Raw genomic sequence first — 26,973 nt, 5'->3', positions numbered from 1 at the left:
ATCGTCACCGGCTCCAGAGCCTGCCCAGGTTCAAGGGCACCGCATCGAAGGGAGCGGCGTTCACGGATTCACTTCCCAGGTGTACCTCGTGCAAACGCCACTGGCCGTCCTGGAGGCGGTGGATCTCCAACCCCTCCGCCAGCGGGTCGATGAACCACAGCCACTCCACGCCCGCGCGCGCATAGACGCGCATCTTCGGGCCTCGGTCCCACCGGTAGGTGGACGGCGACAACACCTCGCAAATCCAATCCGGCGCCAGGGAGAAGACAGGCGTGTTTGGCATGCGCGGCATCCGCTCGCGACGCCATCCCGCGAGGTCCGGCACCAGCGCATCCCCCGTCCCCGCGAAGCGCAGCTCCGGCTCATACAGGATGAACCACCCACCGGGCCCATTGCTGCCCTCGTCGAACGGCCCATCCAGCCATCCAGCGAGCTTTGTCGCCGCCCGCGCGTGGGGAGACGCCGGCCTGGGACTGACGACCAGCTCCCCTTCGATGATCTCCCCCACCTTCGTCGGCGGCACGTCCTCCAGGACGGCATACGACACCGACTTCCCCTTCCCACTCCCGTTACCATCGCCCATGCGCGCAAGGATGCCTCCTACCCCTGACATCCTCAAGCCAAGGGCCGACCGGTGCCGGTGTACGGAGGCAGGAAGACAGGCCCGTGCAGTGCTGTCTGCCCTGAACCCGATGAAAACAAGCTTAGCTTGAATTATTCAAATCACGCCTGCCTGGGTGACGCCGCCAGCAGGTCCGTGACACACTTTTCTCAATCGTTCTCACGGCTCCTGGGGGCGCCTGGATGTCCATGCAATGGCTGGGTTTGGCGCTGGCGGCCTGGGGGCAGCTGCCGCCGGACGGCGTCGCGCAGCTCCAGAAGGTGGACAGCGTGATGCCCCACCTGCGGCGCCTGGCCGAGGACCCCGAAGTGGTGCGCGCCCTGCGTGCCCAGAACGCGCGCCGCACGCCGCTCGCCACCATCCAGGGGCTGGACGCGGAATGGGTGGCGACCCCGTCGCTCACGCCCCACAAGCAGCGCGTGCTGGACGGCCCCTGCACGGGCGCGCTCCGCCGCTTGAGGAAGCACCTGGGCCCGGCGATGGCGGAGGCCTTCGCCATGGATGATCAAGGCGCGCTCGTCTGCGCCAGCCGGCGCACGTCCGACTACTGGCAGGGCGACGAGGACAAGTGGCGCCTCACCTACGCCCAGGGCCGCGGCGGCCCCGCGCTGAAGGAGGCCCCCTTCTTCGACGAGTCCTCCCAGGCCTACGTCATCCAGGTGTCCCTCCCCGTCCGCGACGGCGCCCGGGTCATCGGCGCGCTCACCGTGGGCCTGTCCCTGCTCGACCTGTGACACCGACCGTTCCCGTTCCCCACCGGGGTCCTCACGCATGCGACTGCTGTCCGGATTGAAGTTGCGGGGCCGCCTCACGCTGTGGATCTGCCTGCTGCTCGTCGCCGCCCTCGTCCCCGCCGTCGGGGCCGGGGTCCACACCATCCGGCGCAACCTGGAGCAGCAGGTGCACGGCGTCCTCCAGGTGGAGGCGGACGGCCTGCAGGACCTCATCGAAGCCTCGCTGCACGAGCGCGAAGCGAACGCCCGCGCGTGGACCGAGGACGCCATCGTGCGCGGCGCGCTCCTCTTCGACACCTACGCCAAGAGCGACGCGGTGCTCGCCTCGCTCAACGGCCGGCACACCAGCTTCGCCGGACTGGTGCTGTTCACCCCCGACGGGCGCGCCGTCTCCGCGAGCCGGCCAGAGCTGCGCCAGGCCTTCGCCGGCCGCGAACAGGAGGTGCGCGCCTCGCCCTGGTTCCAGACCGCGCTGGAGGACCGGCTGGACCCCGCCACCCTCACGGACACCCTCACGAAGGAGGACCCCTTCCTCGCCCGCCCCGTGATGCCCCTGGCCCTGCCCGTGCTCAGCCCCATCTCCGGCGCACGGGTGGGCGTGCTGCTGGCCGCGTATGACTGGGGCCAGTTGGAGAAGGTGGTCGAGGGCGCGCTCCAGCGGGCCCAGGACCGGGGCCAGAAGAGCTTCACCCTGGCCATCCTCGCTCCGGACGGCGCCAGCCTCTTCAGCGCCCGCGCCGAGGGCACGCCGGTCCTCACGAACCCCGTGCGGGCCGAGGCCCACAACGACGTCACCCATCGCTTCGCCGCGGGCGAGGGCTGGCGCTTCGTGGCGGCGATGGAGGCGGACGAGGCCTTCCTGCCCCTGCGGCGCTTCCTGCAACTCAGCCTGCTCTCGGGGGCCGCGCTCCTGGGGCTGGCCGTCCTGGCCGCCTGGGCCCTGGCGCGCGGGGTGACGCGGCCCATCGCCACGCTGAGCCAGCTGGTGTCCCGCGTGGTGCGCGAGGGCGACCTCACCCAGAAGGTGGAAGCCCACGACCACCAGGACGAAGTGGGCGAGCTGGCCTCCGCTTTCTCCCGGATGATGGACCACCTGCGCGAGTCCACCACCAGCCTCCAGCAGGCCACCCGCGTCCTCGGGCAGACGGTGGGCGAGCTCACCGAGGCCACCGAGCAGCAGGAGCGAAACCTCATCCGGCAGGGCACCGCCATCCAGGAGACGCAGGTCACCGCGAAGGAGATCCAACAGACCTCGCAGCTGGCCGCGGAGCGCTCGCAGGCGGTGCTCGCGCTGGTGGCGCGGGCGCGTGAAGCGGGCGGCTCCGGACAGACGGCGCTCGGCGCCAGCCTGGACGGCTTCGAACAGCTGCGCGACCACGGCGCGCGCCTGGCCGAGGGCATCTCCTCCCTCAACGAGCGCACGCAGCAGATTGGCGGCATCACCCAGACGGTGAAGGACCTGGCGGACCAGTCCAACATGCTCGCGCTCAACGCGGCCATCGAAGCGGCGCGCTCCGGCGAGCACGGCAAGGGCTTTGGCGTGGTGGCGCGCGAAATCCGCAGCCTCGCGGACCAGTCCATCCAGGCCACCGGCCGGGTGCGCGACATCCTGGACGCCATCCGCGGCGGCATCCACGACACCGTGGCGCTGTCAGAAGAGGGCCAGCGCCGCTCCGAGGCGGGCCTGGCCCAGGTGCGCGAGAGCGGTCAGAGCCTGCGCGCGCTGACGGACATCATCCAGGACAACGCGTCCGCGGCCCAGCAGATCGCCGCCGCCGTCATCCAGCAGAACGCCGGCATCGCCCAGATCTTCGCCGCCGTCACGGACCTGTCCCGGATGATGGACGACACCCTCCAGGCCATGCACGGCACCCAACGCATGACACAAGCCCTGCGCGGCGTGGCCGAGCGCATGGAGTCCGTGGCCGGCGTCTGGCGCGTCTAGCAGCGGACGCGCCAGAGGGACGGCAGCAGCTACGTCAGACGCGCTTCTCCCAGCGGGGCGTGTCGTCGTCCACCGGCGTGTTCGCGACCTTGGACACCCAGTCCAGCGTCCCCTGCAACGGCGCCCGGCCGTAGGCCTTCGCCGGGATGAACGCCCAGAGCAGCAGGTAGAGCGCCGCGCTCATCCCCGCGGACGCGAACAGCATCAGCACGAACGCCACCCGCACCAGCGAAACATCCACGCCCAGCTCGCGCGCCAGCGCCGAGCAGACGCCCAGGAGCGCCCGCCCCTCGCCCCGGTGCATCGGCACCGTCCGCGCACGGCAGTGCGGGCAGCGCTGCGCCTCGCCGGACAGCTCCTTCGAACAGGCCCTGCAGCGTGTCGTGACGTCCATGAGGTGACCTCCCAGTCAGGCCCCCGCTTGGCACGATGGGGGTCCCATACCTACCTACGGACCCCACCGCCCGCGATTGCGTCCGCCCCCCAATGTCGTGATTCCGGGGGTTTCTGTCCGGCTGCGTCAGTGGATTTACAGATTTAATCCAGGCGATGTTGACAGCCTTACAGGCAAGCAGCTTCTAATTCACCAAGACTTCCCTTCCCTAGACGGCAGGGACATCTTTCAGCCCGTTGGACCGCTTTTACAACGCATCTCGTCAGGAGCCGACATGGACGCGCGCACCTCCCAGAACCCCCCGGCTTTCGGCCCCGGCGTGACCGTGGAGGGCGACTGGCACCCGGATTACGCGGAGGTGCTGACGCAGGAGGCCATGGCCTTCGTGGCGAAGCTGGTCCGCACCTTCGGTGAACGGCGGGAAGCACTGCTGGAGCGTCGCAAGAAGGTGGCGCAGGGCTGGCGCAAGGGTGAGCGCCCCCACTTCCTCCCGGAGACGGCGGACATCCGGAAGGGTGACTGGACCGTGTCTCCGGTGCCCGCGGACCTGCAGGACCGGCGCGTGGAGATCACCGGTCCGGTGGACCGCAAGATGATCATCAACGCGCTCAACTCCGGCGCCAGCGTCTTCATGGCGGACTTCGAGGACGCCAACAGCCCCACCTGGGACAACGTGGTGCGCGGCCAGCTGAACCTGCGCGACGCCGTGCGGAAGACCATCTCCTTCACGGCGGAGAACGGGAAGCACTACGCGCTGAATGAGAAGCACGCCGTGCTCTTCGTGCGCCCGCGCGGCTGGCACCTGCCGGAGCGCCACGTGCGCATCGACGGCAAGCCCATCTCCGGCTCGCTCTTCGACTTCGGCCTGTTCTTCTTCCACAACGCGCGCGAACAGCTGAAGCGCGGCACGGGCCCCTACTTCTACCTGCCCAAGATGCAGAGCCACCTGGAGGCCCGGCTGTGGAACGACGTGTTCCACCTGGCCCAGAGCGAGCTGGGCATCCCGGGCGGCACCATCAAGGCCACGGTCCTCATCGAGACGCTGCCCGCCGCGTTCGAGATGGACGAAATCCTCTACGAGCTGCGCGAGCACTCGGCCGGCCTCAACTGCGGCCGCTGGGACTACATCTTCAGCTTCATCAAGACGCTCCAGTCGGACGCGTCCGTGGTGCTGCCCGACCGCGGGCAGGTGACCATGGACAAGGGCTTCCTCAACGCCTACTCGCAGCTGCTCATCCAGACCTGTCACCGCCGCGGCGCGCACGCCATGGGCGGCATGGCCGCCTTCATCCCCATCAAGGGGGACACGGCCGCCAACGACGCGGTGATGGCCAAGGTCCGCGCGGACAAGCAGCGGGAGGCGAAGAACGGCCACGACGGCACCTGGGTGGCGCACCCCGGCCTGGTCCCCCTGGCCAAGGAGATCTTCGACGCGCAGATGCAGGGCGCGAACCAGGTGGCCAACAAGCGAGAGGACGTGCGCATCACCGAAGCGGACCTGCTCAAGGTGCCCTCCGGCACACGCACGGAGGAGGGCCTGCGCCACAACATCCGCGTGGGCATCCAGTACACCGCCGCGTGGCTGGGCGGCCTGGGCTGCGTGCCGCTCTACAACCTGATGGAGGACGCGGCCACGGCCGAAATCTCCCGCGCCCAGGTGTGGCAGTGGATCAACCACGAGGCCACGCTGGAGGACGGCCGCAAGGTGACGCCGGAGCTGTTCCGCAAGCTGCTCGCGGAGGAGATGGCGCAAATGGGCCGCGAGGGCGCCGTCGAGCGCTACGGCCAGGCGCACATGGAGAAGTCCCGCGCCCTCTTCGAGCAGCTGTCCACCGCGCCCGCCTTCGAGGACTTCCTCACGCTGCCGGCCTACGAGGCCCTCGACGCGCGGTCCTGACGCTTTTCCAGACGCAGCACCGAAGTCTTTCAACCCTTCACCGCAGTCCGAGGAGTCCTGGCATGTACGACGCGACGCCGACCACTTCCGATGCCTCCCCTCACGCGAAGCTCCATGCGCAGCGCTTCGAGGGAATCAAGCGCAACTACTCCGACAAGGACGTGGAGAAGCTGCGCGGCTCCATCCGCGTGAGCTACACGCTGGCGGAGCTGGGCGCCCGCCGCCTCTGGGAGCTGCTCCACACGGACGAGTACATCAACGCGCTGGGCGCCCTCACCGGCAACCAGGCCGTGCAGATGGTGCGCGCGGGCCTCAAGGCCATCTACCTGTCCGGCTGGCAGGTCGCCGCGGACGCGAACAACGCCGGCCAGATGTACCCGGACCAGAGCCTCTACCCGGCGGACTCCGTCCCCTCCGTGGTGAAGAAGATCAACAACGCCCTGCGCCGCGCGGACCAGATCGACCACGCGGAAGGCCGCAAGGACCGCTACTGGTTCGCGCCCATCATCGCGGACGCGGAGGCCGGCTTCGGCGGTCCGCTCAACGCCTATGAGCTGATGAAGGGGATGATCGAAGCGGGCGCCGCGGGCGTGCACTTCGAGGACCAGCTGGCCAGCGAGAAGAAGTGCGGCCACATGGGCGGCAAGGTGCTGGTGCCCACCAGCCACTTCGTGCGCACGCTGACCGCGGCGCGTCTGGCGGCGGACGTGATGGGCGTGCCCACGCTGCTCGTCGCCCGCACGGACGCGGACAGCGCCAAGCTCCTGATGAGCGACGCGGACGAGTACGACCACGCCTTCATCGACAAGGCGGCGGGCCGCACGGGCGAGGGCTTCTACCGCATCAAGGGCGGCCTGGAGTGCGCCATCGCGCGCGGCCTGGCCTACGCGCCGTACGCGGACCTGGTGTGGTGCGAGACCAGCACCCCGGACCTGGCGCAGGCCAAGGCCTTCGCCGAGGGCATCCGCAAGCAGTTCCCCAACAAGATGCTCGCGTACAACTGCTCGCCGTCCTTCAACTGGAAGAAGAACCTGGACGACAGCACCATCGCGAAGTTCCAGCGTGAGCTGGGCGCCATGGGCTACAAGTTCCAGTTCGTCACCCTGGCGGGCTTCCACGCGCTGAACTTCTCCATGTACGAGCTGGCCCGTCAGTACAAGGACCGCGGCATGGCGGCCTACAGCGAGATGCAGCAGTCGGAGTTCGGCGCGGAGAAGCACGGCTACACCGCCACGCGCCACCAGCGCGAGGTGGGCACCGGCTACTTCGACCAGGTCGCCGAGGTCATCTCCGGCGGCAGCGCCAGCACCCTGGCCCTGCACGAGTCCACCGAGGCCCACCAGTTCTAGGCCCGGCGGATCATCCCGGGGCTCGGACGCCCTGAAAAGGCACGGAAGGCCGCGGCGTCCCAGGGGAAATTCCCTGGGATTTCGCGGCCTTCGCCGTTCGCGCGGCGAAAGAGGCAACTTACCCAGGGCTGGGGCGATAATGGAGAGAACGAACTTGAAGCCCCACAGGCACGCCTCCGCGTGTGCCGCGCAGACCGGGGCCTTTTGACGGGAGCCGCCATGAATCGCATCACGTCTCTCTCCGGTCCTCGGGTGCAGCCGGCCACGACGAACAACGCCTCCTCCGTGTCGGGCAGCCGCTTCGGCTCGCTGATGTCGGGCGCGGCCTCGCAGCCGAAGATGGGCGCGCAGGTGACGGGCGGGTCGGTGGTGGCGTCGGCGCTGGCGCAGATGGGGGCCACGCCGCACGGCGGGCTGGTGAACGCCTACACCGCGGGCGCCACCCCCATGCAGGCGAATCAGACCCAGCAGCAGGCCGCGGCCTCGCAGACGGGCGCGGAGCCCAAGAGCGAGGAGATGCAGGCCATCGAGGACCTGGCCACCATGTCCGCGGTGTCCATGTCCCAGTCCATCCTGCACATGGGCGGAATGAAGCTGACCCTGGACCGCGAGTAGTCCCCGCGCCCCAGGGCCGTCCTTCACAGCATCGGCTTCACGCGAGCCCTGGGGGAGACCTCAGGGCTTTTTCTTGTCGCTGTCGTCGCTGTACTGGTCGCGGATGCCGTCGTGCCGGTGCCGCGTGTCCTTCCAGGGCTTGTCCACGTCGGTGCGCTGTCCGCCGTTCTGCCCGGTGATGTCGTTGAGCTCCTCGGCGCGCCCTTCGGCGGGCACCCGGTCACCGTGCTCTTCCGGGTCCTTCTGCTTGCTGGGGTCCAGCGGGATGCCGGCGCTCTTCTTGAGGTATTCGTCCTTGGGGTCCATGCCGTCATTCCTCCCTTGAGCCCTCAAGGTGGTGACGGAGTGCCGTACCGGGAGCGGCCGGGCGGCCCGGGGGACGCTTCCTCAGTTGAGGTACTTCGGCCTCGCCGGAGCCGTGGGGGCCGCCGGTGCCTGGGCCTTCATCATCTCCAGGCCCTGGCGGGTGAGGACGAAGCGGACGACGCCGGAGCCGCGCTCGGTCTCGATTTCGGCCTCGAAGGCGGGCCCGGCGATGCCGCCCAGGGACACGTCCTTGCGCAGGTTGTTCACGCGGCCGGAGAGCAGATCGCCGGCCACCTCCCGCGAGCCCTCGCCGCGCGTGTACAGCTCGAAGGCGGCCTCGTGCAGCGTCATGGCCAGCGCCGGGGTGAGGGGCTGGGAGCTGAAGAGCACGGAGATGAGGAGCCAGTAGGGCGTCTGTTCAGCCATCGCGGAGCGCAGTGTAACGCCCGCGGCTAGCGGGCGCGCGGCTGTCTGCGAGCGGCGATGGCTTCCGCGAGCACACCCTGCGCCCTCCAGTGACCATACAGGCGGCCCTGGGACGCGAGGAAGTCCAGGCGCTGGCGGGTGCGTTCGTCCAGGCGGCCGGGGGCCGCGTCGCGGTAGGGCGTGCCGGGCAGCGGCATGAAGGTGTGGCCGTGCACGCGGGCGCCCAGGTCGGACAGCCGCTGCATGAGGTCCAGCGTGGCGTCCACGTCCGCGGGCTCCTCGCCGGGCAGGCCCAGGATGAAGTCCACGTTGGGCACGAAGCCGCCCTCCACCGCGAGCCGAGCGGCGCGCACCACGGTCTCCACGTCGTGGCCACGCCGGGTGGCCTGGAGGATGCGCTCGGAGCCGGACTGGCCGCCGATGATGAGGTTGTCGTTGGCCACATAGCGCTTGAGCAGGGCCAGGGACTCCGGCGTGACGTGCTCCGGGCGCACCTCCGAGGGGAAGGTGCCGTAGTAGATGCGCCCGTCCGGGGCCATGGCCTCCGTCACGGCGGCGAGCAGTTCCTCCACGGCGGCCAGGTTCACGGTCTCGTCGGGGGTGCCGTAGGACAGGGACGTGGGGGTGATGAAGCGCAGGTCGCGCCGTCCCGCGCGGCGCAGCTCGCGGGCCCAGTGGGCGATGTTGGCCACGGTGCGGTGCCGGAAGCGCGCCTTGGACATGAAGGGCGTCTGGCAGAAGCGGCAGGCGTAGATGCAGCCGCGGGTGATCTCGATGGCGCCGAACTTCACGTGCTTCGCGGCGAACGGGGGGAAGTCGTCCAGGCGCACGCCCTCGCCGTGGCCGTGCTGCACGAGCTTGCCGTCCTTCAGGTGCGCGGTGCCGTGCGTGGTGCGCGGGTCCTCGCCCTTGAGGACGCGGGCCAGCAGGGCGCGCAGGGTGTGTTCGCCCTCGCCCACGGCGACGAGGTCGAAGCCGGCCTGGAGCGTCTGGAGTGTTTCGGCGGTGGCGTGCACGCCGCCCGCGATGCAGAGGACGCCGCGGCCCTCCAGCCGTTCGCGCACCCAGGTCAGCTCCTCCACGGAGGGACCGAAGCTGGCGGAGTAGAAGGACCACGCGGCGACGACGGTGTCGCCCGCGTCCGAGCGTTCGCGCACGGTGGTCAGCAGGTCCTCGCGGTTGCGAGGGAAGTGCAGTGACACATCCGCGAGCGCGGGGTCCGCCTCCACGGCGCCGGCGAGCACGGTGAAGGCGTACTTGCCGGGGTACTGGTAGCTCAGGACGAGCGAGACCTTGCGAGGCGTCTGCGACATGACGACCGCGGATGATGCCACAGCGCGGTCAGAGGAAGCGGCGCTCCCACTGGCGGACCTCGGCTTCGGTGAAGAAGCCCCATTCTCCCCGGTGCGCGTAGAGCCACGGCTCCAACACGCGGGCCAGCTCGCGGTACGCGGGCAGCGTGTCACCGGCCTCCAGGTCCCCGGCTTCGGGAACCGGGCCCAGGGACACCACGGCGCGGTCCGGGGACAGGGATTCGACCTGGGTTGAAGGTGAGTGCAACCGGGAGCGAAGTGCTTCCGCGCCGCCCAGTTCGTTCAGGACCGGTGGTCCCAGGAAGTTGAGCCACGCGGGGGGACGGAGCTTCGTGCCCAGATACAGGGCAAGTCTGTTCAGCCGGTGCACCAGATCGAAGCCCGGGTGACGCCGGGTCACTTCATGGAGGCGCGGCGTGATCGCCTGGGTCCAGGCATGGGCTTCGAGCGACAGTCCCGCGTGCCCCGAGTTCCACGGCAGTTCGCTCCCCAGGTCGATGGCCAGTGCGCGGATCCACTCCGGCCCGCGTTCGTCCAAGAACTCGGTGGGCAGCCGGAACTCCAGGCAACAGGTGTTCTCAGGGTACGTGTCGTGGAAGTTGGGCGCCGTGGTGCCACGGCCTTCGTACTTGAAGCAGATGCCGGTCGCGGAGTGATACAGCTCGTGCACCTCGGCTGCGCCGAAAACAGACTCAACCATCCGGGACCGAAGAACCACTTCTCCCTTCGCATCAAGCCGTGGCCTATCCCCCGTGTAGATATCCAGGTACGCGTCGAACTGGCGTGGCTCGATGGCCTTTCGATAACGCTCGAAGGCACGCCAGACCGCCGAAGCGATCTCCTCGTGAGGAGCCCGCACGTAGTACGCAATGCTGAGACCCTCTCGAAGCAGGACCACGTTATTGCCCTCGATATCGAGGGTCTCACGGACTCTCGGGACTCGCGTGACCATCACCTGACTCCGTAGTTGGGAGACACTGTCTTCAGCATCAGGTCATTCCCCAGAAGATCCCTGTACACCTCATCCTGCCACCGACCCGCGTAAGGGCTTCCTGGCGGGTATGGAGACCAGGCGGCGGGGCTATCCACCGGGCACGGGAACTTGAAGTCATAGACCCGCTGAATTTGAAGCGGGTTCCCCAAGGCGTGCAGCACCACATCCGGCGCGATGGTCCCCGTCAGTAGGAAGAACTGTCCTGCGGCCAGCCAGCGCGCCACCTCCTCCGGATCCAACCAACGCGTCCGGCCCGTCTTCGCATCACGAAGGTAGCGCGGCTCCAGGCTGAACCGTCCCGCATCCGTGGCGCCCAGTGCCTCCTGCACGCACGCCAGTGCCGCCTCGTGCTTCGCGTTCCCCAACTGCACGGCCCGCGTCGTCTCTCGGCCGTTCGCGTCCACAACCCGCTCCTCGCAAATCTCTCGAGTCGCCCACCGCCCGGGCCCCAACATCCGTTCGTTCACGTCGAAGTTCGCCCGCTTCGCGCACTCCACCAGCACGTGCTCCACGCGGGCCACCTCCGCCGCTTCCCACAGGCGCATCACCGCCGCGGCCTGACCTGCCCGGGCCGCCGCGCGGGTCAGCCACGGCAGGATGGCGTCCTGCCCCACCTGCGACGCACACGCCGGATTGCGCAGGCACCCCGCCGTCGCGGAGTCCATCGTCAACTGGGAGTAGCTCCGGGGCCTGCGAACCTCCGGGCCCGCGCACGCGGTCCACAGAAGGAGGCAGCACAGCCACCACATCCATCGAGGAGGAGTCATTCCGCGCCTCCTCGCATGGAAGCGCGGACTCCTTCAACCCACCTCCCGCCCCGGACGCACCGGAGCGGGAGGGACCTTCATCGACCCGTGCTTCAGCTCCGGCGACGGCGCGCCCGCATCAGGCCCAGCAGGCCCAGCAGCGAGAACGCGGCCAGCGACCCACCGCTCGCGGAGCAGCCGCCCTGGAAGTTCGCGTCGCCTTCACCCTCATCCAGCGGAGCCGGCTTCACGCCCGTGTTCGTGCCCGCGTCCACGGTCGTGCCCGCGTCCACCACGGGAGCCGGATCCTGCGGCGAGCCTGCGTCCACCACGGGGTCCGGATCCACCGGACTGCCCGCGTCGAACACCGGGTCCGGGTCCTGCGGCGAGCCCGCGTCCACGGTCGTGCCCGCGTCCACCGGCGTGCCCGCGTCCACCACGGGGTCCGGGTCGGGCTGCACCACCGGGAACACGTCCTCGCGCTTCGTCGCCTGCATCATGCCGTCGTGGTAGACGACGCCCACCGGCTTGATGGTGTCCGCCCGGTACAGGCCCAGCTTCAGGTAGTTGTTCTGGCCAGAGAACATCGTCTTGGCATACGTCTTCTTCAGCACCTGGACGCCGTTGTGCCACAGCTCCACGTAGCCCACGGACGCGTCCGGGGACCACTTCACGTGGAAGATGAACTCCTGCCACGCGCCACGCTTGAGCGCCGTGCTCCACACCGTGCCGCTGTCGTTCAGCGTCAGGCGGATGAGCTCGCCCTTCACGAAGAACTCAATCGGCGGCGACCCGCAGCACCCGTCGTGGTGCCACTGCGTGAAGAGCTGCCACGCATCCACGCTGGGGAAGTCGTTCGCGAACATCACCTTCCAGCGGTACCAGTACTCCGAACCCACCTTCTCGTTGCTCAGATAGACGAGCTCGTTGCGGTTGCCGCTGGAGTTGATGGGATCATCGCCCTGCTTCACCGTGGCCTTGAGGGCGTACTTTCCTTCCGACACCGGACTCGTCACCACCTGGAGCCGGTCCGAGCTCACCATCTGTTCCTTGCTGTATTGGGAACGGTTTCCCGTCTCGAAATCGCCCCGCCAGACGATTTCCGCCGCAGCGAGGCTCGGGAGCAGACACGCCACGAGCCAGAGGTGCAGTGCTTTCAATGCTGAATCCTTGGGGAGGGGGAAGTGCCGATGCTTTGACGGCAAAGCTTTGACAGACACTACCCCAAACCATTCCCTCACTTCATTCCCCCGCCAAACCATTCCAAGACGCCTGACAACACAGCATGCAACCAGGCAGGCCCCCACCTGGATTGAGACATGTTTCACGTCGGGGCCGGGCCGCCCGCACCCACCGAGCGGACGGCGGAGCGATGTCCTGAACGCAACGCGTCATTGACAGGGGAGCATCCAGGGGGCTGACGGGACGGGGGCGTGGTGTAAGGTCACGGGCCCTTCCGGCGCTCCCTTCCCGGGGCGCTCATGCGTGTGCCCCATGCTCGTACTGCGAGACGTCCAGAAAACCGATTTGCCCGGCCTGAAGCGTCTTGCCGCGGTGCTGAACACGGTCAACCTGCCGAACAACGAAGAGACGCTCGAGGCCATCATCGACAAGTCGGTGAAGAGCTTCGCCGGCAAGGTGAAGGACCCGTTCGAGCGCGAGTACCTCTTCGTACTGGAGGACGTGCGCAACAACCTCATCATCGGCACGTCGATGATCATCGCCCAGCACGGCACGTACGACGCGCCGCACATCTACTATGAGGTGAGCGAGCGCGAGCACTACTCCGCCTCGCTGGAGCGGCACCTGCGGCACAAGGTGCTGTCCATCGCGTACAACTACGAGGGCCCCACGGAGATTGGCGGCCTGGTGGTGGACCCGCCCTACCGCGCGACGCCGGACAAGCCCGGCAAGCAGCTGTCCTTCGTGCGCTTCCTCTTCATCTCCATGCACCGGCGGCTGTTCCGGCCGCGCGTGCTGGCGGAGCTCCTGCCGCCGCTGCTCCCCGACGGGCGCAGCCTCCTGTGGGAAGCCTGCGGCAAGAAGTTCACCGGGCTCACCTACCTGGAGGCCGACCGGCTGAGCCGCCAGAACAAGGAGTTCATCAAGGAGCTGTTCCCCGCGTCGGACATCTACGCGTCGCTGTTCCCGGACCGCGTGCAGAAGGTGCTGGGCGAAGTGGGCCCGGCCACGCGCGGCGTGCAGCGGATGCTGGAGCGGGTGGGCTTCCGGTACGTGGAGCGCATCGACCCGTTCGACGGCGGACCGCACTTCGAAGCGAATACGGAGGACATCTCCCTGGTGCGCCGCTACCGCACGATGAAGCTGGCGGAAGAGGACTTCGAGCTGGTGGGAGACGACGTGCTGGTCGCCGCCGAGCGCGAATCCGGCCGCAACCGCTTCCGCTCCGTGCGCTGCCAGGCCCGGCTGGACAACACCGTCATCCACCTGCCCGCTCGCGCCAAGGAGATTCTGGAAGTGAAGCCCGGCGCGAAGCTGTCTGTCATTCCGTTCGAGTAGCGCGCACCACGCGGAAGTCTCCGCGCAGGAGCGACAGCCAGCGCGCCCCGGCCTCCAGCGCGGGGCCTTCCGGCGGCACCAACGCCAGCGCCAGGTGCGTGTCCGGGCGCACGGGGTCCAGGGACGTGGGATCCAAATCCAACGTCCCGCCACCCCGCAGCGCCACCCGCACCCAGGCGTGCGGCCGGGCGGGGCCGCCATCCACCACCAACAGCCCGTGCACCAACCCCACCCGCTGGCCGCGCGCGCGAGCCAGGGACGCGTAGCGCAGGGCGTGCGCCAGGCAGCCTCCGGCTTCACCCTCCCCTCCCGCGCGCCAGTCCGCCGCGGAGGGCCCCTTGTCCGGGAAGGCCGCGTGCACCTTCGCGGACAGGGCCCGCGCCTCCGCGGGCGTCCACTCCGTCATCTCCGGCAGACGGGTGGGGACCGTGGCCGAGGCAGCCCGTGACGGCCCTCCGGGAACGAGCCTCAGCGCGCCCTCCGTGCCGCCCTCCACGGGCACCCCTTCCGCGAAGAGCTCCGGCGGTGCACGCAGCCGCTCTCCGGGAGCCGCCAGGGTGAAGCGAGAGTCGCCCACCTCCAGCGCCTGGAGCTGTCCCTTTTCGTCGTAGCGGGCGCGGAAGCGTGCGCCCAGCATCGTGCCCTCGGCGCTCGTGGGGCCTCTCGCCGTGACGCAGTGGGGGCCCTCCTGGCCGGACAGCTCCTCGCGGCCCTTCACGCAGCCTTCAGGGGGTGGGCCCCGCCACAACCACAGCGCCTGGGGCACCGCGTCCGCGCCCGTCACGCGCCCTGCCGCGTCCACCCGCAGGGTCACCTCCCGCACACGCTCGCCCGCGTGGCCGTCGCGCACGTGCAGGTGCCGGCTGGTGTACGTGAACCGCCCCGCGTCCAGGGACAGCCCCACCGTGCCCACCGGCACGCCCCGCCACGCGAACACGAACCGGGCCGAACTTCCGGCCCTGGCGGCCTCAGCGCCCGTGCTGGCGGGGTTTACGGGGAGCGCCAGCATGGCGATGGCGAGCAGGGCCTTCATGTCCCATGAAGCATGCGTCGAAATCAGGACCGGCGCGAGAAGGCGGGTTAGCGTCCACCCCGTCCATGGGCGCCAAACGATACCTCTTCTCGTTCGGGCTGGTGGCAGCCCTGGTCTCCGCACTCATCCTGGGCTTCGTGCTGTATTGGGTGACGGGCAAGCCGGATGACACGGCGGGCTGGGCGGTGCTGCTGCTCGGCGTGCCGTTCCTCTGGCTCATCGGCAGCTACCTGTCGTGGTTCCGCTTCGCGGCCATGCGGCGGCGCGAGCGGCGCGACCTGATGTCCCGGCTGGCCGAAGGCGACCTCACCACGCCCATCCACACCGGCTTCGAGGGACAGGAGGACCTGCGCCGCCTCATCCTGTCCCTGCGCCGGGCCATGTCCCAGGTGCAGCGCGTGACGAGCAACCTGCACCGCACCGGCAACGGCGTGAGCGAGCAGGCCCGCATGCTGCTGGAGGCCGCGCGCCGTCAGGGCGGCGCCGTGGAGCGCACGCTCACCGCCGTGGGCGGCAACGGCACCAGCCTCCAGGTGGCCATCAAGCGCGTGCAGCACATTGAAACCTTCGCGCACGAGACGACGGGCGCCCTGCTGGAGATGACCGAGCGGCTGCACCAGGTGGTGGACGGCCTGGAGACCGTCAACGACTTCAGCCAGCGCACCAGCGGCCTCACCCAGGCGATGACGGAGCGGCTGACCCACATCGCCGCGTCCGGCGACGAACTGGGCCGCTTCGCTTCGGAGGCAGAGGACTTCGTCGCGTTGGTGGAGGGCGGCATCGACGCCGTGCGCCGCCGCGCCACGGAGACCAACAGCATGGCCATCGCCGTCACCGCCACCGCCCAGCGCGGCGAGGCGCTGGTGGGCGACAGCGTGCAGGGCATGTACCGGGTGGAGGAGACGGTGCGCAAGGCGGCCGAGCTGATGGAGATGCTCGGCACGCGGTCGCTGGAGATTGGCCGCATCGTGGACGTCATCCAGGAGATCGCCGACCAGACGAACCTCCTGGCCCTCAACGCCGCCATCATCGCCGCGCAGGCGGGCGAGCACGGCCGCCCCTTCGGCGTGGTGGCCAATGAAATCCGCAGCCTCGCCGAGCGCACCACGCGCTCCACGCGCGAGATTGGCACCATGGTCACCGGCATCCGCGACGCGGTGGAGACCGCGGTGGCGCTGGTGCAGGAGGGCCGCGAGCAGGCCACCGCGGGCGTGGCCCTGGGCGACCGCGCCTCCGAGGCCCTGAGCGAAATCCGCTCCATCACCCAGCGCACCTTCGCCGCGGTGGAGGCCACGGTGATGGAGACGCAGCGGCTGGAGGCGCAGGGCGCCACCGTCGTGGAGGCCAGCAAGCGCGTGGCCCGGCGCGTGGAGGACATCACGCGCATGGCCATCGAGCAGTCCGGCAACGCGCGGGACCTGGTGCGCCAGATTCAGGAGATGTCGCGCGTGGGCCAGAGCGCGGGCCAGAAGGCCGAGGCCCAGGCGCGCACCGGCCGCGACCTGTCCGAAGCGGTGATGCGCCTGAGCGCGGCCATCGAGGAGCTGAGGGCCGCGCACCAGGTGCTCACCCGGGGCGACGCGTCCATTCGGGAAGAGGTCGCGCAGGTGCGCGAGGACGCGCGCCGGGTCATCCGCATTGGCGACGGGTTGGACCGCACGGTGGACCAACTGGGCCACGAGACGGCGAGCCTGGAGGCGGAGGTGTTCCGCTTCCAGCTGCCGCGGGCCCGCGTGGGCGGCACGCTGAGGGTGGGCCTGCATCAGTCGGGTTCGCTGCGCGCGCGGCAGACGGTGGATCCGCTGTTCGCCGTGGAGAACCAGATGACGGAGCTGACGGCGTGCCTCTTCTCCTGCCTCGTACGGCTGGAGGACGGCATGCTGGTGCCCGACCTGGCCGAGCGATGGGACGCGGATCCGTCCGCTCGCCGCTACCGCTTCTACCTGCGCCGGGGCGTCACCTTCCACGACGGCGCCCTGCTCACCGCGCAGGACGTGAAGCGCCACCTGGAGCGGCTGATGGACCCGGCGCTGCGCTCGCCGGACCGCAGCCTGCTGGAGGACGTGGAGGGCGCGCGCGAGTACGCCAGCGGGCTGGCTCGCGAGGTGACGGGCATCGAGGTCCTGGACGAGGGCACGCTGGAGATCCGCCTGCGCGAGCCCAAGGCGTTCTTCCTCCAGCTCATGGCGCTGACCGCCACGGCGGTGGCGAAGATGGACCCGGCGGGGAAGCTGGTGGGCACGGGGCCGTTCCGCGTCGTGGGCATGCAGGCGGACCGGATGGTGCTGGAGCGCAACGCCACCTACTGGCGCGGCGGGCTTCCGCTGCTGGACCGGTTGGAGTTCGTCCTCGCGGAGACGCGCCCGCAGGCGGTGCGGCAGTTGTTGGATGGGCAGGTGGACCTCGTGTCGTTCCTGCACGTGGAGCACACGCAGGCGCATGGGCTGGACGCGCATCAGGTGGTGACCAGCACCACGCCCTCCACTGCGTTCCTGGGCCTCAACCTGAACGAGGCGCCGTACAACGACGTGCGCGTGCGGCGGGCGCTGCGCGCGGGCATGGACATCCCGGGCGTGGTGGAGCAGTTCCATCCGGGCGCACGCGTGGCCCGCACCTTCACGCCGCCGGAGCTGCTGGATGGGGCCCAGGAGCTGGGGCCCACGCCGGTGCCGGACCTGACGTTGGCGGAGCGGCTCCTGCGCGAAGCGGGCGTGCGGCGGTTGCAGCTCACCCTGCACCACGCGGTGGGCCGCGACACGTCCGCCGAGGACGCGGTGCTCTTCCGGCCGCTGATCCAGGCGGGGCTCGTGGAGCTGCGGCATGAGCAGATGCCCCCGGAGGAGTACCTGGCGCGCCTGCGCGAGGGGAAGGTCCCGGCGTTCCGCACGCTGTGGCTGGCGGACTTCCCGGACCCCGACGCGTTCCTGCACTTCCTGCTCAACTCCAGCGCGCAGACGGTGTACCCGATGGGCTACCGCAACCCGGAGCTGGACCGGATCACGGCGGAGGCGCGCGTGTCCATCGACCCGGAGCTGCGCTCGCAGCTGTACCGGCGCGCGGAGCTGCTGGCGCGCGAGGACTGCCCGCTCATCCCGCTGTACCACGACCGCACGCACGCGGTGGCGGTGGCCTCCGTACAGAACCTGCGGCTGCACCAGACACCACCGCAGGTGCGCTTCGAGGACCTCTGGGTGGACCCGGCCGCGGGCGGCTAGGGCACGGTCCGGCGCGCTCCGGCGGGGCTGCCGTTGCGCTGGGGCCAGCCCCGGGCTTCGGTGCGCCCCCCGAGGGGGAAGGACTCCAGGAACCAGACCCCGTCGCGGCGCAGGGCCACGTGCAGCAGGTCGCCCGCGAACACCGCGCCCGCTACCTCCACGCGGCCCGGCAGGGAGCACTGGTTGAGCTTGTTGCCGAAGGCGATCCATTCGAGCCACGCCTGGCGCTGACCGTTCGGCAGCTCCGCGTCCGCGAGCACGCCCACGGTGTTCCGCTCCAGCAGCGCGGCTTCGTGGAAGGCACCGGGAAGCAACGGCGAGGGCAGCACGTCCACCTCCGAGAGGACATGGCCGTCGTCGGAGCTGAAGGAGCGCAGCACCGTGCGCAGCTCCGCGCCGGCGCAGGGAGTGCCGTCCGTGTGGTCGCACGCGAACGCGAACGCATGACCGGTCGTGCCTCCGGGAGACATGAGCACGGGTTCAGCCAGGGGCGACAGCGTGCGTGAGCCCGCGTCCCAATCCAGCGCGGTGAGGGTTCCCCCATCCGTGTCCACGAAGGCCTGCGTGCCCACGAGCAACCGTCCCGACGCGAGCGCCAGTGACGGCGCGCCGCCTGGGACACCCGCATCGAGCGGTTCGAGGCTCAGCGATGCGATGCCTCCGTCCGCGCTCGCATCACCGAACGCCATGAGTGTCCCGCCGTCCGTGCTCACTTCAGGCGGTGCCCAGGCCGTGAAGGCCAGCCGTCCATCCCATGGCGTGTAGAGGTACGCGCCGCGCGTGTCGTCCACGGCGAGCCTCGCCGCTCCGCCGCCGTCCTCCTCCGGTCCCATCGCCAGCGGCACGCCCGCGTCCGCGCTCAGCAACATCAGCCGGGAGCGCAGCGGCTCCGTGCCCGCGTCGTCCCTCCACGTGACGTACGTCAGCACGTCCCCTTCCTTCGTGAGCGCCACCCTGCCCGCTCCCGTTGTGCCGGGCACACCCTCCGGCGTCCCTCCATCCAGCGCCGCATCGGCGAACGCCAGTGACGTGCGCCAGCGCAGCTCGCCCACGCCTCGCGGCGCGTATGCCTCCAGCGCTTCCGGCGCGAGCACCACCACGCCCGCATCCGACGCCACGAGCAGTGTCCTCGCGCCTCCGTCGCCATAGGGCGACTCGTAGCGCAGCAGTCCGCTCTCCGTGTACGCGGCGAGCCAGCAGCCCGCGTCCTCACCACACACCGACACATAGACCGTCTCGTCGTCCACCAGCAGCACCGGCCCGCCGTGCTCCGCGACGGGCGCCCCGCCCAGCTCCGCGCTGAAGTCGGGTTCCAGGTCTCCCGCGTCCGGACGCACGCATTCGCCCGCGCTGCACGTGCCCTCGTCCTGGCAGGGCGTGGCTGGCGCGCAGACGAAGCCGTCCGGCGGCGTCACTGACTGGCACGTGCCGCTGAAGCAGACCTGCGCCGCCTTGCAGCTCACCGCGCCGCAGGGGCTGAAGTCCGCTACGTCCACCTCCTGGCAGCCCGAGTTGCGGTCGCACACGCCCACCTTGCAGGGGTTGCTCGGCACCGGGCACGCGACGTTCGCCGTCACGCAGCCCTGCGTCGGCGAACAGCTGTCCACCGTGCACGGGTTGTCGTCATTGCACGTGCGCGGCTGCCCCACGCAGACACCCGCCTGGCAGCGGCCGTTCTCCTGACAGCGGCTGCTGGGGATGCATGACGCTCCGTCCTCCTGCGGGGACTCGATGCACAGGCCGGACTCCAGGTCGAAGCGCGAGTCACGGCACTCGCCCTGCGGCACGCATGGCAGCGGGCGCACGCCCACGCCGGTCAGCTTCACCTTCGCCGTGGTGCGCCCCGCGGTGAGCACCAGCTCCCCCTCCACCGGCGTGCTGCCCGCGGAGAACAAGATGTCCACCGTGCCCGTGCCGCTGCCTCCCACGACAATCTGGGACACGACGACGAAGAAGGGCGCGTCCGTCACCGCGTCCACCGTGACGCCCGCGCGGCCCGTGGCCACCAGCGTCAGCGAACGGCGCACCTGCGTGCCCTCCAGCACCCGGCCGAAGTCCACCACCTCTTGCTGCGGCCGGAAGCTGGCGCTCGCACCGCCCACGTTGGGGTCGTCGCCACAGCGGCACCCTCCCACCAGGACGAGCAACAGGAGCAGCCACCAGCGAGCACGGGCGCGGAACATGCCCCGACTCAACCGCGCCACCCCGGGCCCGCGCAACGTGCGCCCACCCTGGCGGGTCGTCCCCGCACATTTTCCTGCCCGGCCGGGCCCGCTACGGTTCCACGGCCGACTCACGCCGCCGCGTCAGCGCCCGGACGCCGAAGCCCAGCGCCGCCACCACGAGCAGCCCGATGACCGCGTACTGGTAGCGCGACACCAGCACCGTCAGCCGCTCCAGGTTGCCGCCCACCGCCATGCCCAGCGCCAGGATGAGCCCGCTGTGCGCCAGCGCGGAGATGGCGCCCAGCACCAGCGCGTTGAAGCGCGGCATGCGCGCCGCTCCCGCCGCGATGAAGATGACGCCCCGGATGCCCGGCAGGAACCGGTTCACCAAGAGCAGCCACGGCCCCGCGTGCCGCATCCGCGACTGCACCTGCTCCAGCCGCGCGTGCGTGAGCCCGAAGAAGGAGCGCCCCGGCTGCGCCTCGAAGCGCTTCGCCAGCCACTTGCCCACCGAGTAATTGATGAACGCGCCCACCACGCTGCCCACCGTCACCACGGCGAGCACCAGCCACCAGGGCTTCTCCCCGCGCACGGCGTAGACGCCGCCCATGAGCACGATGGTGTCCCCGGGGAATGGCGGCACCACGTACTCCAGCATCGCCGCCACGCCGAGCACCAGGAACCCGAACGGCCCCAGCATCCCAATCAGCTTGTCGACATGCTCGATCCACATCCGCGCGGTGCCCTCCAGGCCCGGAAGCCCTCCGCACGAGACTTAAGTCGCATCCCCGCCCGGCGGAACCCATGTTCTCCACCAGCCGCGCGGCGGTGAACACGGGCGGGCCGGGACGCCCCGGACCCGCCCACCCCTGGCGTCAGCCGAGCGAGACCCCTCCATCGGCCGTGAGGACACTCCGCGCTCCGGTTCTTGCCGTCGAAATCACGAACCCCGCGCGAAGCCGCGAGTCCTCCCACCGCCGGGCACTCAAGCCCAGGCCGGCGGAAGCGGACGTCAGGCCTGCCGGGGCGAAGCAGCAGGCGTCGGCAGCACCGTGCCGCCGTACTGACTCGCCGCCAGCGTGCCGCACGCCGCGCCAATCTCCTTGCCGCCCGAATAGCGCCGCGCGATGGGCGCCTTCAGAATCTGCAGGTGGTCCCGGAACGCGCTCAACTCCTCCGCCGTGGGAGGCAGGTACTTGCCCGTCGGATCCGTCACGTCGATGAGGTCCACCTTGATGGGGATGCCCTCGAACGCCGCCTTCAGCGCCTCCGCGTCCTCGCGCTCCAGGTTGAAGCCCTGGATGGCCACGTAGGCAATCATCGCCCGCTCGCGCCGCGCTTCGCTGTACTCGCGGATGGCCTGGATCAGCTCCGGCAGCGGGTGCGTCTTCTCGATGGGGAGCACCTTCGCGCGCTTCTCCGGGATGGCGCTCGTCACGCTGAACGCCAGACGGAACGGGTGCCCTTCCTTCGTGTAGCGGCGAATCGCGGGCACGTGCCCCGCCGTGGAGAACGTGATGGCCGTGCCGGAGATGGAGAACCCGGCCGGGTGCGACAAAATCTGCGCCGCGCGGATGGTCTCCTTGTAGTTGAGCAGCGGCTCGCCCATCCCCATGAACACCACGCCGCCCACGCGCCGGTCCGCCTCCGCGCGCACCTGCATCACCTGGTCCAGGATCTCCCAGGTCTGGAGGTTGCGCTGGAAGCCCAGCTTGCCCGTCATGCAGAAGTCGCACGCCAGCGCACAACCCACCTGGCTGGACACACAGACGACGTACTTCTCTTCGAAGATGGGGATGCGCACCGCTTCGATGCGGCCGCCCAGCGGCGACTCGAAGAGGTACTTCACGAAGCCGTCTTCCGCCTGCCGCCGCTCGACGATCTTGAGGGACGGCATTTCCGCCTGGGCGCGGAGCAGGTCCGCGACCCGGCGCGGCACCTGGGGCGCCAGCGCGACGGCATCCACCGTGGGACGGGCGTGGGCGAAGACACCCGCGAACACCTTGCGCACCGCGGTCGCGGACGGCTGGGCCGGCGCGAGCGCCGCTTCCAGCTCCGGCAGCGACAGTTGTTTCAGGTTCACGAGCAGGACTTGATCTTCGAGCGCAGGAACTCGGTCAGCTTCGCCGACACTTCCCGAGGCATCTTCAGCGCCATGGCGCGCTTGCACAGGCCGGGAGTCGCCCGATAGGTGCTGAGGAATTCCTCGCAGGGCTTGCAGCCCGACAGGTGTTCCTGCAGGTGCCGCGCCTCCTCCTCGGGCATTTCACCCTCGAGGAACTCGAGCAGGAGGTTGATGGAATCTTTGCAGGTATACATCCGAACCTCGGCTGGCTGCGGCTCCCCTCGTTCCTGTTCGAAGATGCCGAGGCGCCCTGGGGGTTTCACACCCCGCGATTGTCCCGGTTGTAGAACAGGTCGATGGCCTCTCGCAGCGCGAGCCGTGCCCGGTGCAGGCGGCTCTTGATGGCGGGGATGGAAGCCCCCGTCACTTCTGCGATCTGTTCGTAGCTGAGGCCGTCCACGTCTTTCAAGAGGAAGACTTCCCGGTAGCCCTCCGGCAACCGGTCGGCCGCCTGCTGGATGGCCTGCCCCAGCTCCGCGTCCAGCGCCTTCTCCTCGGCGTCCCGGCTCCAGTCCGAGACGGGGTAGTCCGCCAAGGTGCCCCGCTCCGTGAACTCAGGGGTCTGGAGCTCCGCCTCCGCCGCCTGGGCCACCCGGCGGTGACGCAGGCGCATGAGCGCGTGGTTGGCCGCGATGCGGTGCACCCAGGACCCGAAGGCCGCCTCGCCCCGGAAGTCCTTCAGGTGTTGGTAGGCGGACAGGAAGGTGTCCTGGGTGATTTCCGCCGCGTCCGCTTCCGAGCGCGTCATCCGCAGCGCCAGGCCGTACACCCGGTCCTGGTGCAGGCCCACCAGGGCCTCGAAGGCGGACACGTCACCGTCCTGGGCCCGCGTCAGGAGCCGCCGGTCTTCTTCCTGCCGGTCTTCTTCCTGGGGAGCCTCTTGGGACATGACGTTTCCCACCCAACCAGTCGAAAGGTTCCGCGTCAAGGCCGACGGCGAGGCCGCCGGGAGACGAAGCGGCTGACGTGTCCACTGTCCCGGTCCCACAGCCGGAAGGGTTCAGCGGCCCACGCCCCGGCGTACTCCACGCCGATGCGAGGCCCCCGCTCCACCCGCGCGTCCGGCACCGGCGTCCCCGGCAGCAGGTGCAGCCCCTCTGAGTCCAGCGTGAGCCCGTTGTGGTTCAGGTTCAGCCCCATCACCCGGCACAGCCTTCCCGGTCCGTCTGTCCGCTCCCCGGGCGGGATGCCCTCCACCGGCTCCACGCCCCGCACCAGCACCGCCGCAGCCACCCCGGGCGCGTCCGTCACCACGTTGAAGCAGTGGTGCATCCCATAGATGAGGTAGACGTACGAGCGCCCCGCCGGCCCGAACATCACCTCCGTGCGCGGTGTGCGGCCCTTGGACGAGTGACACGCCAGGTCATGCTCGCCCAGGTAGGCCTCCACCTCCACGATGCGACCCACCCGCCGGCCCCGGACGCCGTCCACCACCAGCAAGGAGCCCAGCAGCTCGCGCGCCACCTCCAGGGTGGGCCGCGCGTAGAAGGACAGGGGGAGGAGGCTCATGGGCGAGGGGCTTGTCCGGGCGCGGAGGATGATGGCGGACGGCCTCATGCACAACCCTCCGAAGGGGCTGGTTTCCTTCCGCCGTCCCTGTCCGCACGGCGTCTTCTCCGCGACGCGGCTCCAGGCACGACTGTTGCCTTTCAAACCATCCTTGGAGTACGAACCCACCGACACGCTCAGCGAAACGGGGAGCCATCCCCCCTCGCGCGCATCGGGCCTTGGAGGGGGCAAGCCAGTCCTCGAAGCGCGCCAAGCCACCCGACCCATCGGGCGTCCCCGGCCGCTTGCTGCCCCCTGGGGATGCCTGGCCCCATCGCAAAGGACTCTCCGCAACCATGAAACAGGCGAACCTCCTCCTCGCGACCCTCCTCTCGCTAGGCTTCGGCGACGCGCTCGCGGCAAAGCCGGCACCCAAGGTTGAACCCGCCGCCCCAGCGGAGGCCGTGCCCTCCGGCGCGCCGACCTGGTGCGACGGCGTGACGGAGAAGCTCTCCTCGACGCCTGACTCCCTCGAGCTGGCGTCGGAGTACTTCAACGGGATGACGCTGGGGGAGATGCGCGACCTGGTGCTCTACAGCTGCGAGAACGCTGGCGACGAAGGGCGCCGCGCGTGGGTCCAGGCGGTGCGGCAGAGCCTGAGCAACCAGCACGGCCTCACGCTCGCCGACAACGAGCGGCTGATGAAGCTGGCCGCGAAGACGTATGGACAGGGCGGGCGCTACCAGGCGCCCAGCATGAATGACAACCCCGTCTGCCAGAAGCTGGCCCCCATCACGACCGGCCCCGAGAACCTGCGCCTGATTCGCTCGCTCGAGCGCATCGGCGTGGGCTGTGGCGACTGGAACACGCGGGAGAATCGCTCGGTGCTCGGCTCGCAGCATCGCAGCGAGGAGCCCGCGTTCTGGGTGGTTGACTACGAGGGTGGCTTCGACAGCGAGCTCGCGAAGGCCGTCTTCGTGAAGTCCCAGATGACCAACTTCCGCGCCCTGGGCGAGTCCACTCGGAAGGACCTGCGCTACTACCGCAACTGGGTCAACGCGTCCGGCGTCACCCTGGATGACGCGGCGTTCCGGCGGCAGCTCGCGGCCATGGACCTGCCCGAGGAGGCGGCGATGCAGGCGGTGCTGACCTTCCGCGGCGCCATGGCGGAGTTCGCGGAGCGCCAGCGCTTCATCGAGGACGCCGCGAAGAAGGACAAGGCGGTCGCCGCCATGTTCTTCAAGGGCCCCGAGGCCGCCCGCGCGCAGTGGGCCAAGGAGGCCGCCGCGAACAAGGCCGTCTTCGAGTCGGTGCTGGCCCTGGAGGCGAAGCGGACGGATACGCCCGGAGGGATGACCGGCTGCGCCAGTCAATTGTTCCCGGCCTTCCAGGGCTGGGCGCGAGACCACGCCAAGGCGAACCCCTCCACCTCCGTGCAGGAGATGACGATGGGGGGCTATCTCGGCTCCTCGCTCGCGTACGGCCTCACCCTGTGTGGCCTCAACGACAAGGAGGCGCCCGTGATGGAGCGGGTCTTCGAGTACTACCTGAGTCGGACCCTGGTGCAGCGCGGTCCCATCTCCGCCTCGGTCCAGGGCATGGTCAATGGCGCCAACGAGAGCCGCGGCACGAGCGGCCTCACGGACCTGGCGAGCCCCGCCGTGCAGCTCCCCAGCCTGGGGATGAGCGTGCACACCGAGGACTCGCCGATGGACCCGACCCGGCTGCCCAGCGGCGTCGTGGCGAAGGTGACGCCCAAGGGGAACCAGGTGCTCATCACGTTCAAGAAGGAGACGCGCAAGGAGCCGGTGTACGAGTGCTTCGACACGAAGGAGATCTGGTACGTCACGCCCGGAGGCAACGTGAGGTACCGGAGGGCCTGCAAGAAGGTGAGTGATCAGACGGTGACCGGGGCTCCCGCGCCGCTCACCGTGCCGCGCTTCGCGGCCGGGGGCATCAAGCCGGGCAACCTGATGCGGTTCTGGAAGTACACCAACGGCGAGAGCGCAGGCAGCGGCTGGCCGGTGGAGGTGTTCACCGACGGCAGCCGCAAGCGCCGGGTGAACCTGCTCGGCGCACAGCTCTGAGGTGTTCGCGCCACCCCGTCCGGAGTCCCTGGCGGGGTGGTGCTTCGAGCAGTACCGCCAGGTGGACAGAGGTCCCCCATGACCGAAGAGACCGACTCCACGCCCAACGGCATCCCTCCCGCCTGCACGCCGAAGGAGGCGCCGCTGTTCGTTGGCCCGGAGGGTGTGTTCGGGCTCTTCGCCGGGTACTTCCCGTTCCTGTACGGCCTCGTCCCCCTCATCGGCCTGCTCGAAGGGAACGTGAGCGCCGGGGAGCTCGCCCTGGGCTGCGTCGCGCTCGGGGTCGGCGGGTACGGCATCGTCTGGGATCGCAAACGGGTCCGTCGTTCGAAGCGATTGCGCGCCGCCATCGACGCCGCCATCCCGGACGAAGACCGCATCGCGGAGGACCAGGTTCTGCCCACGCTCGCCCGCGCCTTCTCGGGGGCTGTCGTGCCAGCGACGCCGCAAGGCCTGATGGACTCGCTCCGAGATCCGGAACAGGGGCGCGCGCCCGAGCGCCACGAGCGAGTGTGCGTCACCAGGGATGGCGTCGAGCTCACCATCTACTTGAAGAGCTTCCATGCCTCATCCGGCGAGTTCGATGACCGGGGGCCTGGGATGATTCATCTCCTGGCCTACTGGCGGGTCCAGGCCCGGGTCGCGACGGAAGTGGAGTTCCGCCTGTCGCCGCGCGAGATGGCGGAACCGTTCTCCTTTCGCTGGGACCCAGTCTGGAAACCCGGCCCGCGAACGTTCGAGGCGCTCTTCCAAGTCGAGGACCCCTCGGGATGGGTGCGGACGCAGCTCCCCGCGGAGGTCCGCGCGCTGCTGCTCCAACGAACGGCGTTCGTCGTGCGGTGCACCCACGGCCGCGTGGAGTGCATGTGGCCCCAGACCGTCGTCGGCGTGACGCGCTCCCGCTTCGAGGACGCCGCGCGCATCGTCTCCATGATTGCTCGCCAGTTGGGGGCCGGCACGGTCAGCCAGCGCGACGTGGGGACATGACACACCCGGTCA

At 69.8% G+C, this 26,973-nt stretch carries 24 protein-coding genes; 9 read left to right on the top strand and 15 right to left on the bottom strand.

All coding sequences use genetic code 11. From position 1 onward, the window contains the following. Positions 1–4: 4 nt before the first annotated feature. Positions 5–583: a Uma2 family endonuclease gene (locus tag D7X30_RS03095; protein ID WP_120561308.1), complete on the bottom strand. Its 579-nt coding sequence runs from the start codon at positions 581–583 to the stop codon at positions 5–7. A 221-nt stretch (positions 584–804) separates the two neighbouring features. On the opposite strand from D7X30_RS03095, the gene D7X30_RS03090 reads away from it, so the two are divergent. Further along, a complete protein-coding gene (locus D7X30_RS03090; RefSeq protein WP_199724150.1) occupies positions 805–1,356 on the top strand; it encodes a PDC sensor domain-containing protein in 552 nt (183 codons plus the stop codon). Between the two features lie 37 nt (positions 1,357–1,393). Next, positions 1,394–3,301 (top strand): methyl-accepting chemotaxis protein, encoded by a 1,908-nt coding sequence (locus D7X30_RS03085; protein WP_120561306.1) that lies wholly within the window; start codon positions 1,394–1,396, stop codon positions 3,299–3,301. Between the two features lie 34 nt (positions 3,302–3,335). Here D7X30_RS03085 and D7X30_RS03080 read toward each other — a convergent pair whose 3' ends face one another. Beyond that, a complete protein-coding gene (locus tag D7X30_RS03080) occupies positions 3,336–3,695 on the bottom strand; it encodes a PspC domain-containing protein (protein WP_014399816.1) in 360 nt (119 codons plus the stop codon). Positions 3,696–3,969: 274 nt separating this feature from the next. Between D7X30_RS03080 and aceB the strand changes: the two genes are divergently transcribed. From aceB to D7X30_RS03065, 3 genes are all read left to right on the top strand, one after another. After that, the gene (aceB, locus tag D7X30_RS03075) at positions 3,970–5,592 is read left to right on the top strand and encodes a malate synthase A (protein ID WP_120561305.1); all 1,623 of its coding nucleotides are present in this window, start codon (positions 3,970–3,972) and stop codon (positions 5,590–5,592) included. A gap of 62 nt (positions 5,593–5,654) precedes the next feature. Then, positions 5,655–6,941 (top strand): isocitrate lyase, encoded by a 1,287-nt coding sequence (gene aceA, locus D7X30_RS03070; protein ID WP_120561304.1) that lies wholly within the window; start codon positions 5,655–5,657, stop codon positions 6,939–6,941. Between the two features lie 219 nt (positions 6,942–7,160). Then, on the top strand, positions 7,161–7,556 hold the full coding sequence (locus D7X30_RS03065; protein ID WP_147443081.1) for a hypothetical protein: 396 nt from the start codon (positions 7,161–7,163) through the stop codon (positions 7,554–7,556). 60 nt (positions 7,557–7,616) lie between these two features. Here D7X30_RS03065 and D7X30_RS03060 read toward each other — a convergent pair whose 3' ends face one another. The 6 genes from D7X30_RS03060 to D7X30_RS03035 form a co-directional block, all read right to left on the bottom strand. Beyond that, positions 7,617–7,862 carry a hypothetical protein gene (locus D7X30_RS03060; protein WP_120561302.1) on the bottom strand — a complete coding sequence of 82 codons (246 nt, stop codon included), beginning with the start codon at positions 7,860–7,862 and terminating at the stop codon, positions 7,617–7,619. An 81-nt stretch (positions 7,863–7,943) separates the two neighbouring features. Next, positions 7,944–8,288, bottom strand: coding sequence for a hypothetical protein (locus D7X30_RS03055; RefSeq protein ID WP_120561301.1), 345 nt, complete (start codon positions 8,286–8,288; stop codon positions 7,944–7,946). Between the two features lie 26 nt (positions 8,289–8,314). Continuing rightward, on the bottom strand, positions 8,315–9,601 hold the full coding sequence (locus tag D7X30_RS03050) for a TIGR04013 family B12-binding domain/radical SAM domain-containing protein (protein WP_120561300.1): 1,287 nt from the start codon (positions 9,599–9,601) through the stop codon (positions 8,315–8,317). Positions 9,602–9,629: 28 nt separating this feature from the next. Continuing rightward, the gene (locus D7X30_RS03045) at positions 9,630–10,553 is read right to left on the bottom strand and encodes a type VI immunity family protein (protein ID WP_120561299.1); all 924 of its coding nucleotides are present in this window, start codon (positions 10,551–10,553) and stop codon (positions 9,630–9,632) included. Continuing rightward, the gene (locus tag D7X30_RS03040; protein WP_120561298.1) at positions 10,553–11,362 is read right to left on the bottom strand and encodes a hypothetical protein; all 810 of its coding nucleotides are present in this window, start codon (positions 11,360–11,362) and stop codon (positions 10,553–10,555) included. The genes D7X30_RS03045 and D7X30_RS03040 overlap by 1 nt, the downstream gene beginning before the upstream one ends. Before the next feature lie 92 nt (positions 11,363–11,454). Beyond that, entirely contained in the window at positions 11,455–12,501 is a 1,047-nt protein-coding gene (locus D7X30_RS03035) for a polysaccharide lyase (RefSeq protein ID WP_120561297.1), read from the bottom strand. Between the two features lie 334 nt (positions 12,502–12,835). On the opposite strand from D7X30_RS03035, the gene D7X30_RS03030 reads away from it, so the two are divergent. After that, positions 12,836–13,861, top strand: a complete 1,026-nt coding sequence (locus D7X30_RS03030) for an arginine N-succinyltransferase (protein ID WP_120561296.1) — start codon at positions 12,836–12,838, stop codon at positions 13,859–13,861. On the opposite strand, the gene D7X30_RS03025 is transcribed toward D7X30_RS03030, so the two are convergent. Beyond that, positions 13,845–14,894: a lasso peptide biosynthesis protein gene (locus D7X30_RS03025; protein WP_120561295.1), complete on the bottom strand. Its 1,050-nt coding sequence runs from the start codon at positions 14,892–14,894 to the stop codon at positions 13,845–13,847. The genes D7X30_RS03030 and D7X30_RS03025 overlap by 17 nt on opposite strands. A gap of 65 nt (positions 14,895–14,959) precedes the next feature. Here D7X30_RS03025 and D7X30_RS03020 point away from each other — a divergent pair, with 65 nt between their 5' ends. Beyond that, positions 14,960–18,109 (top strand): ABC transporter substrate-binding protein, encoded by a 3,150-nt coding sequence (locus tag D7X30_RS03020; protein ID WP_120561294.1) that lies wholly within the window; start codon positions 14,960–14,962, stop codon positions 18,107–18,109. On the opposite strand, the gene D7X30_RS03015 is transcribed toward D7X30_RS03020, so the two are convergent. The 6 genes from D7X30_RS03015 to D7X30_RS02990 form a co-directional block, all read right to left on the bottom strand. Beyond that, positions 18,106–20,292, bottom strand: a complete 2,187-nt coding sequence (locus tag D7X30_RS03015; protein WP_120561293.1) for a hypothetical protein — start codon at positions 20,290–20,292, stop codon at positions 18,106–18,108. The two genes, D7X30_RS03020 and D7X30_RS03015, sit on opposite strands and share 4 nt — an antisense overlap. 91 nt (positions 20,293–20,383) lie before the next feature. Further along, entirely contained in the window at positions 20,384–21,007 is a 624-nt protein-coding gene (locus tag D7X30_RS03010; protein ID WP_120561292.1) for a DedA family protein, read from the bottom strand. 279 nt (positions 21,008–21,286) lie between these two features. Continuing rightward, positions 21,287–22,357, bottom strand: coding sequence for a radical SAM protein (locus D7X30_RS03005; RefSeq protein WP_120561291.1), 1,071 nt, complete (start codon positions 22,355–22,357; stop codon positions 21,287–21,289). After that, positions 22,354–22,593 carry an anti-sigma factor gene (locus tag D7X30_RS03000; protein ID WP_014399836.1) on the bottom strand — a complete coding sequence of 80 codons (240 nt, stop codon included), beginning with the start codon at positions 22,591–22,593 and terminating at the stop codon, positions 22,354–22,356. Before D7X30_RS03000 ends, D7X30_RS03005 begins: the two co-directional genes overlap by 4 nt. Positions 22,594–22,658: 65 nt before the next feature. Continuing rightward, positions 22,659–23,288 carry an RNA polymerase sigma factor gene (locus tag D7X30_RS02995; RefSeq protein ID WP_120561290.1) on the bottom strand — a complete coding sequence of 210 codons (630 nt, stop codon included), beginning with the start codon at positions 23,286–23,288 and terminating at the stop codon, positions 22,659–22,661. A gap of 35 nt (positions 23,289–23,323) precedes the next feature. Continuing rightward, positions 23,324–23,908 carry a DNA-3-methyladenine glycosylase gene (locus D7X30_RS02990; protein WP_120561725.1) on the bottom strand — a complete coding sequence of 195 codons (585 nt, stop codon included), beginning with the start codon at positions 23,906–23,908 and terminating at the stop codon, positions 23,324–23,326. A 335-nt stretch (positions 23,909–24,243) separates the two neighbouring features. On the opposite strand from D7X30_RS02990, the gene D7X30_RS02985 reads away from it, so the two are divergent. Beyond that, entirely contained in the window at positions 24,244–25,974 is a 1,731-nt protein-coding gene (locus D7X30_RS02985) for a hypothetical protein (protein WP_120561289.1), read from the top strand. Between the two features lie 78 nt (positions 25,975–26,052). Then, entirely contained in the window at positions 26,053–26,961 is a 909-nt protein-coding gene (locus D7X30_RS02980; protein ID WP_120561288.1) for a hypothetical protein, read from the top strand. The last annotated feature ends 12 nt before the right edge of the window (positions 26,962–26,973 follow it).

This window comes from Corallococcus sp. AB011P (assembly GCF_003611605.1).
GTDB classification, from domain to species: Bacteria; Myxococcota; Myxococcia; order Myxococcales; family Myxococcaceae; genus Corallococcus; species Corallococcus coralloides.
This window is presented reverse-complemented; position numbering and strand designations above follow the sequence as displayed.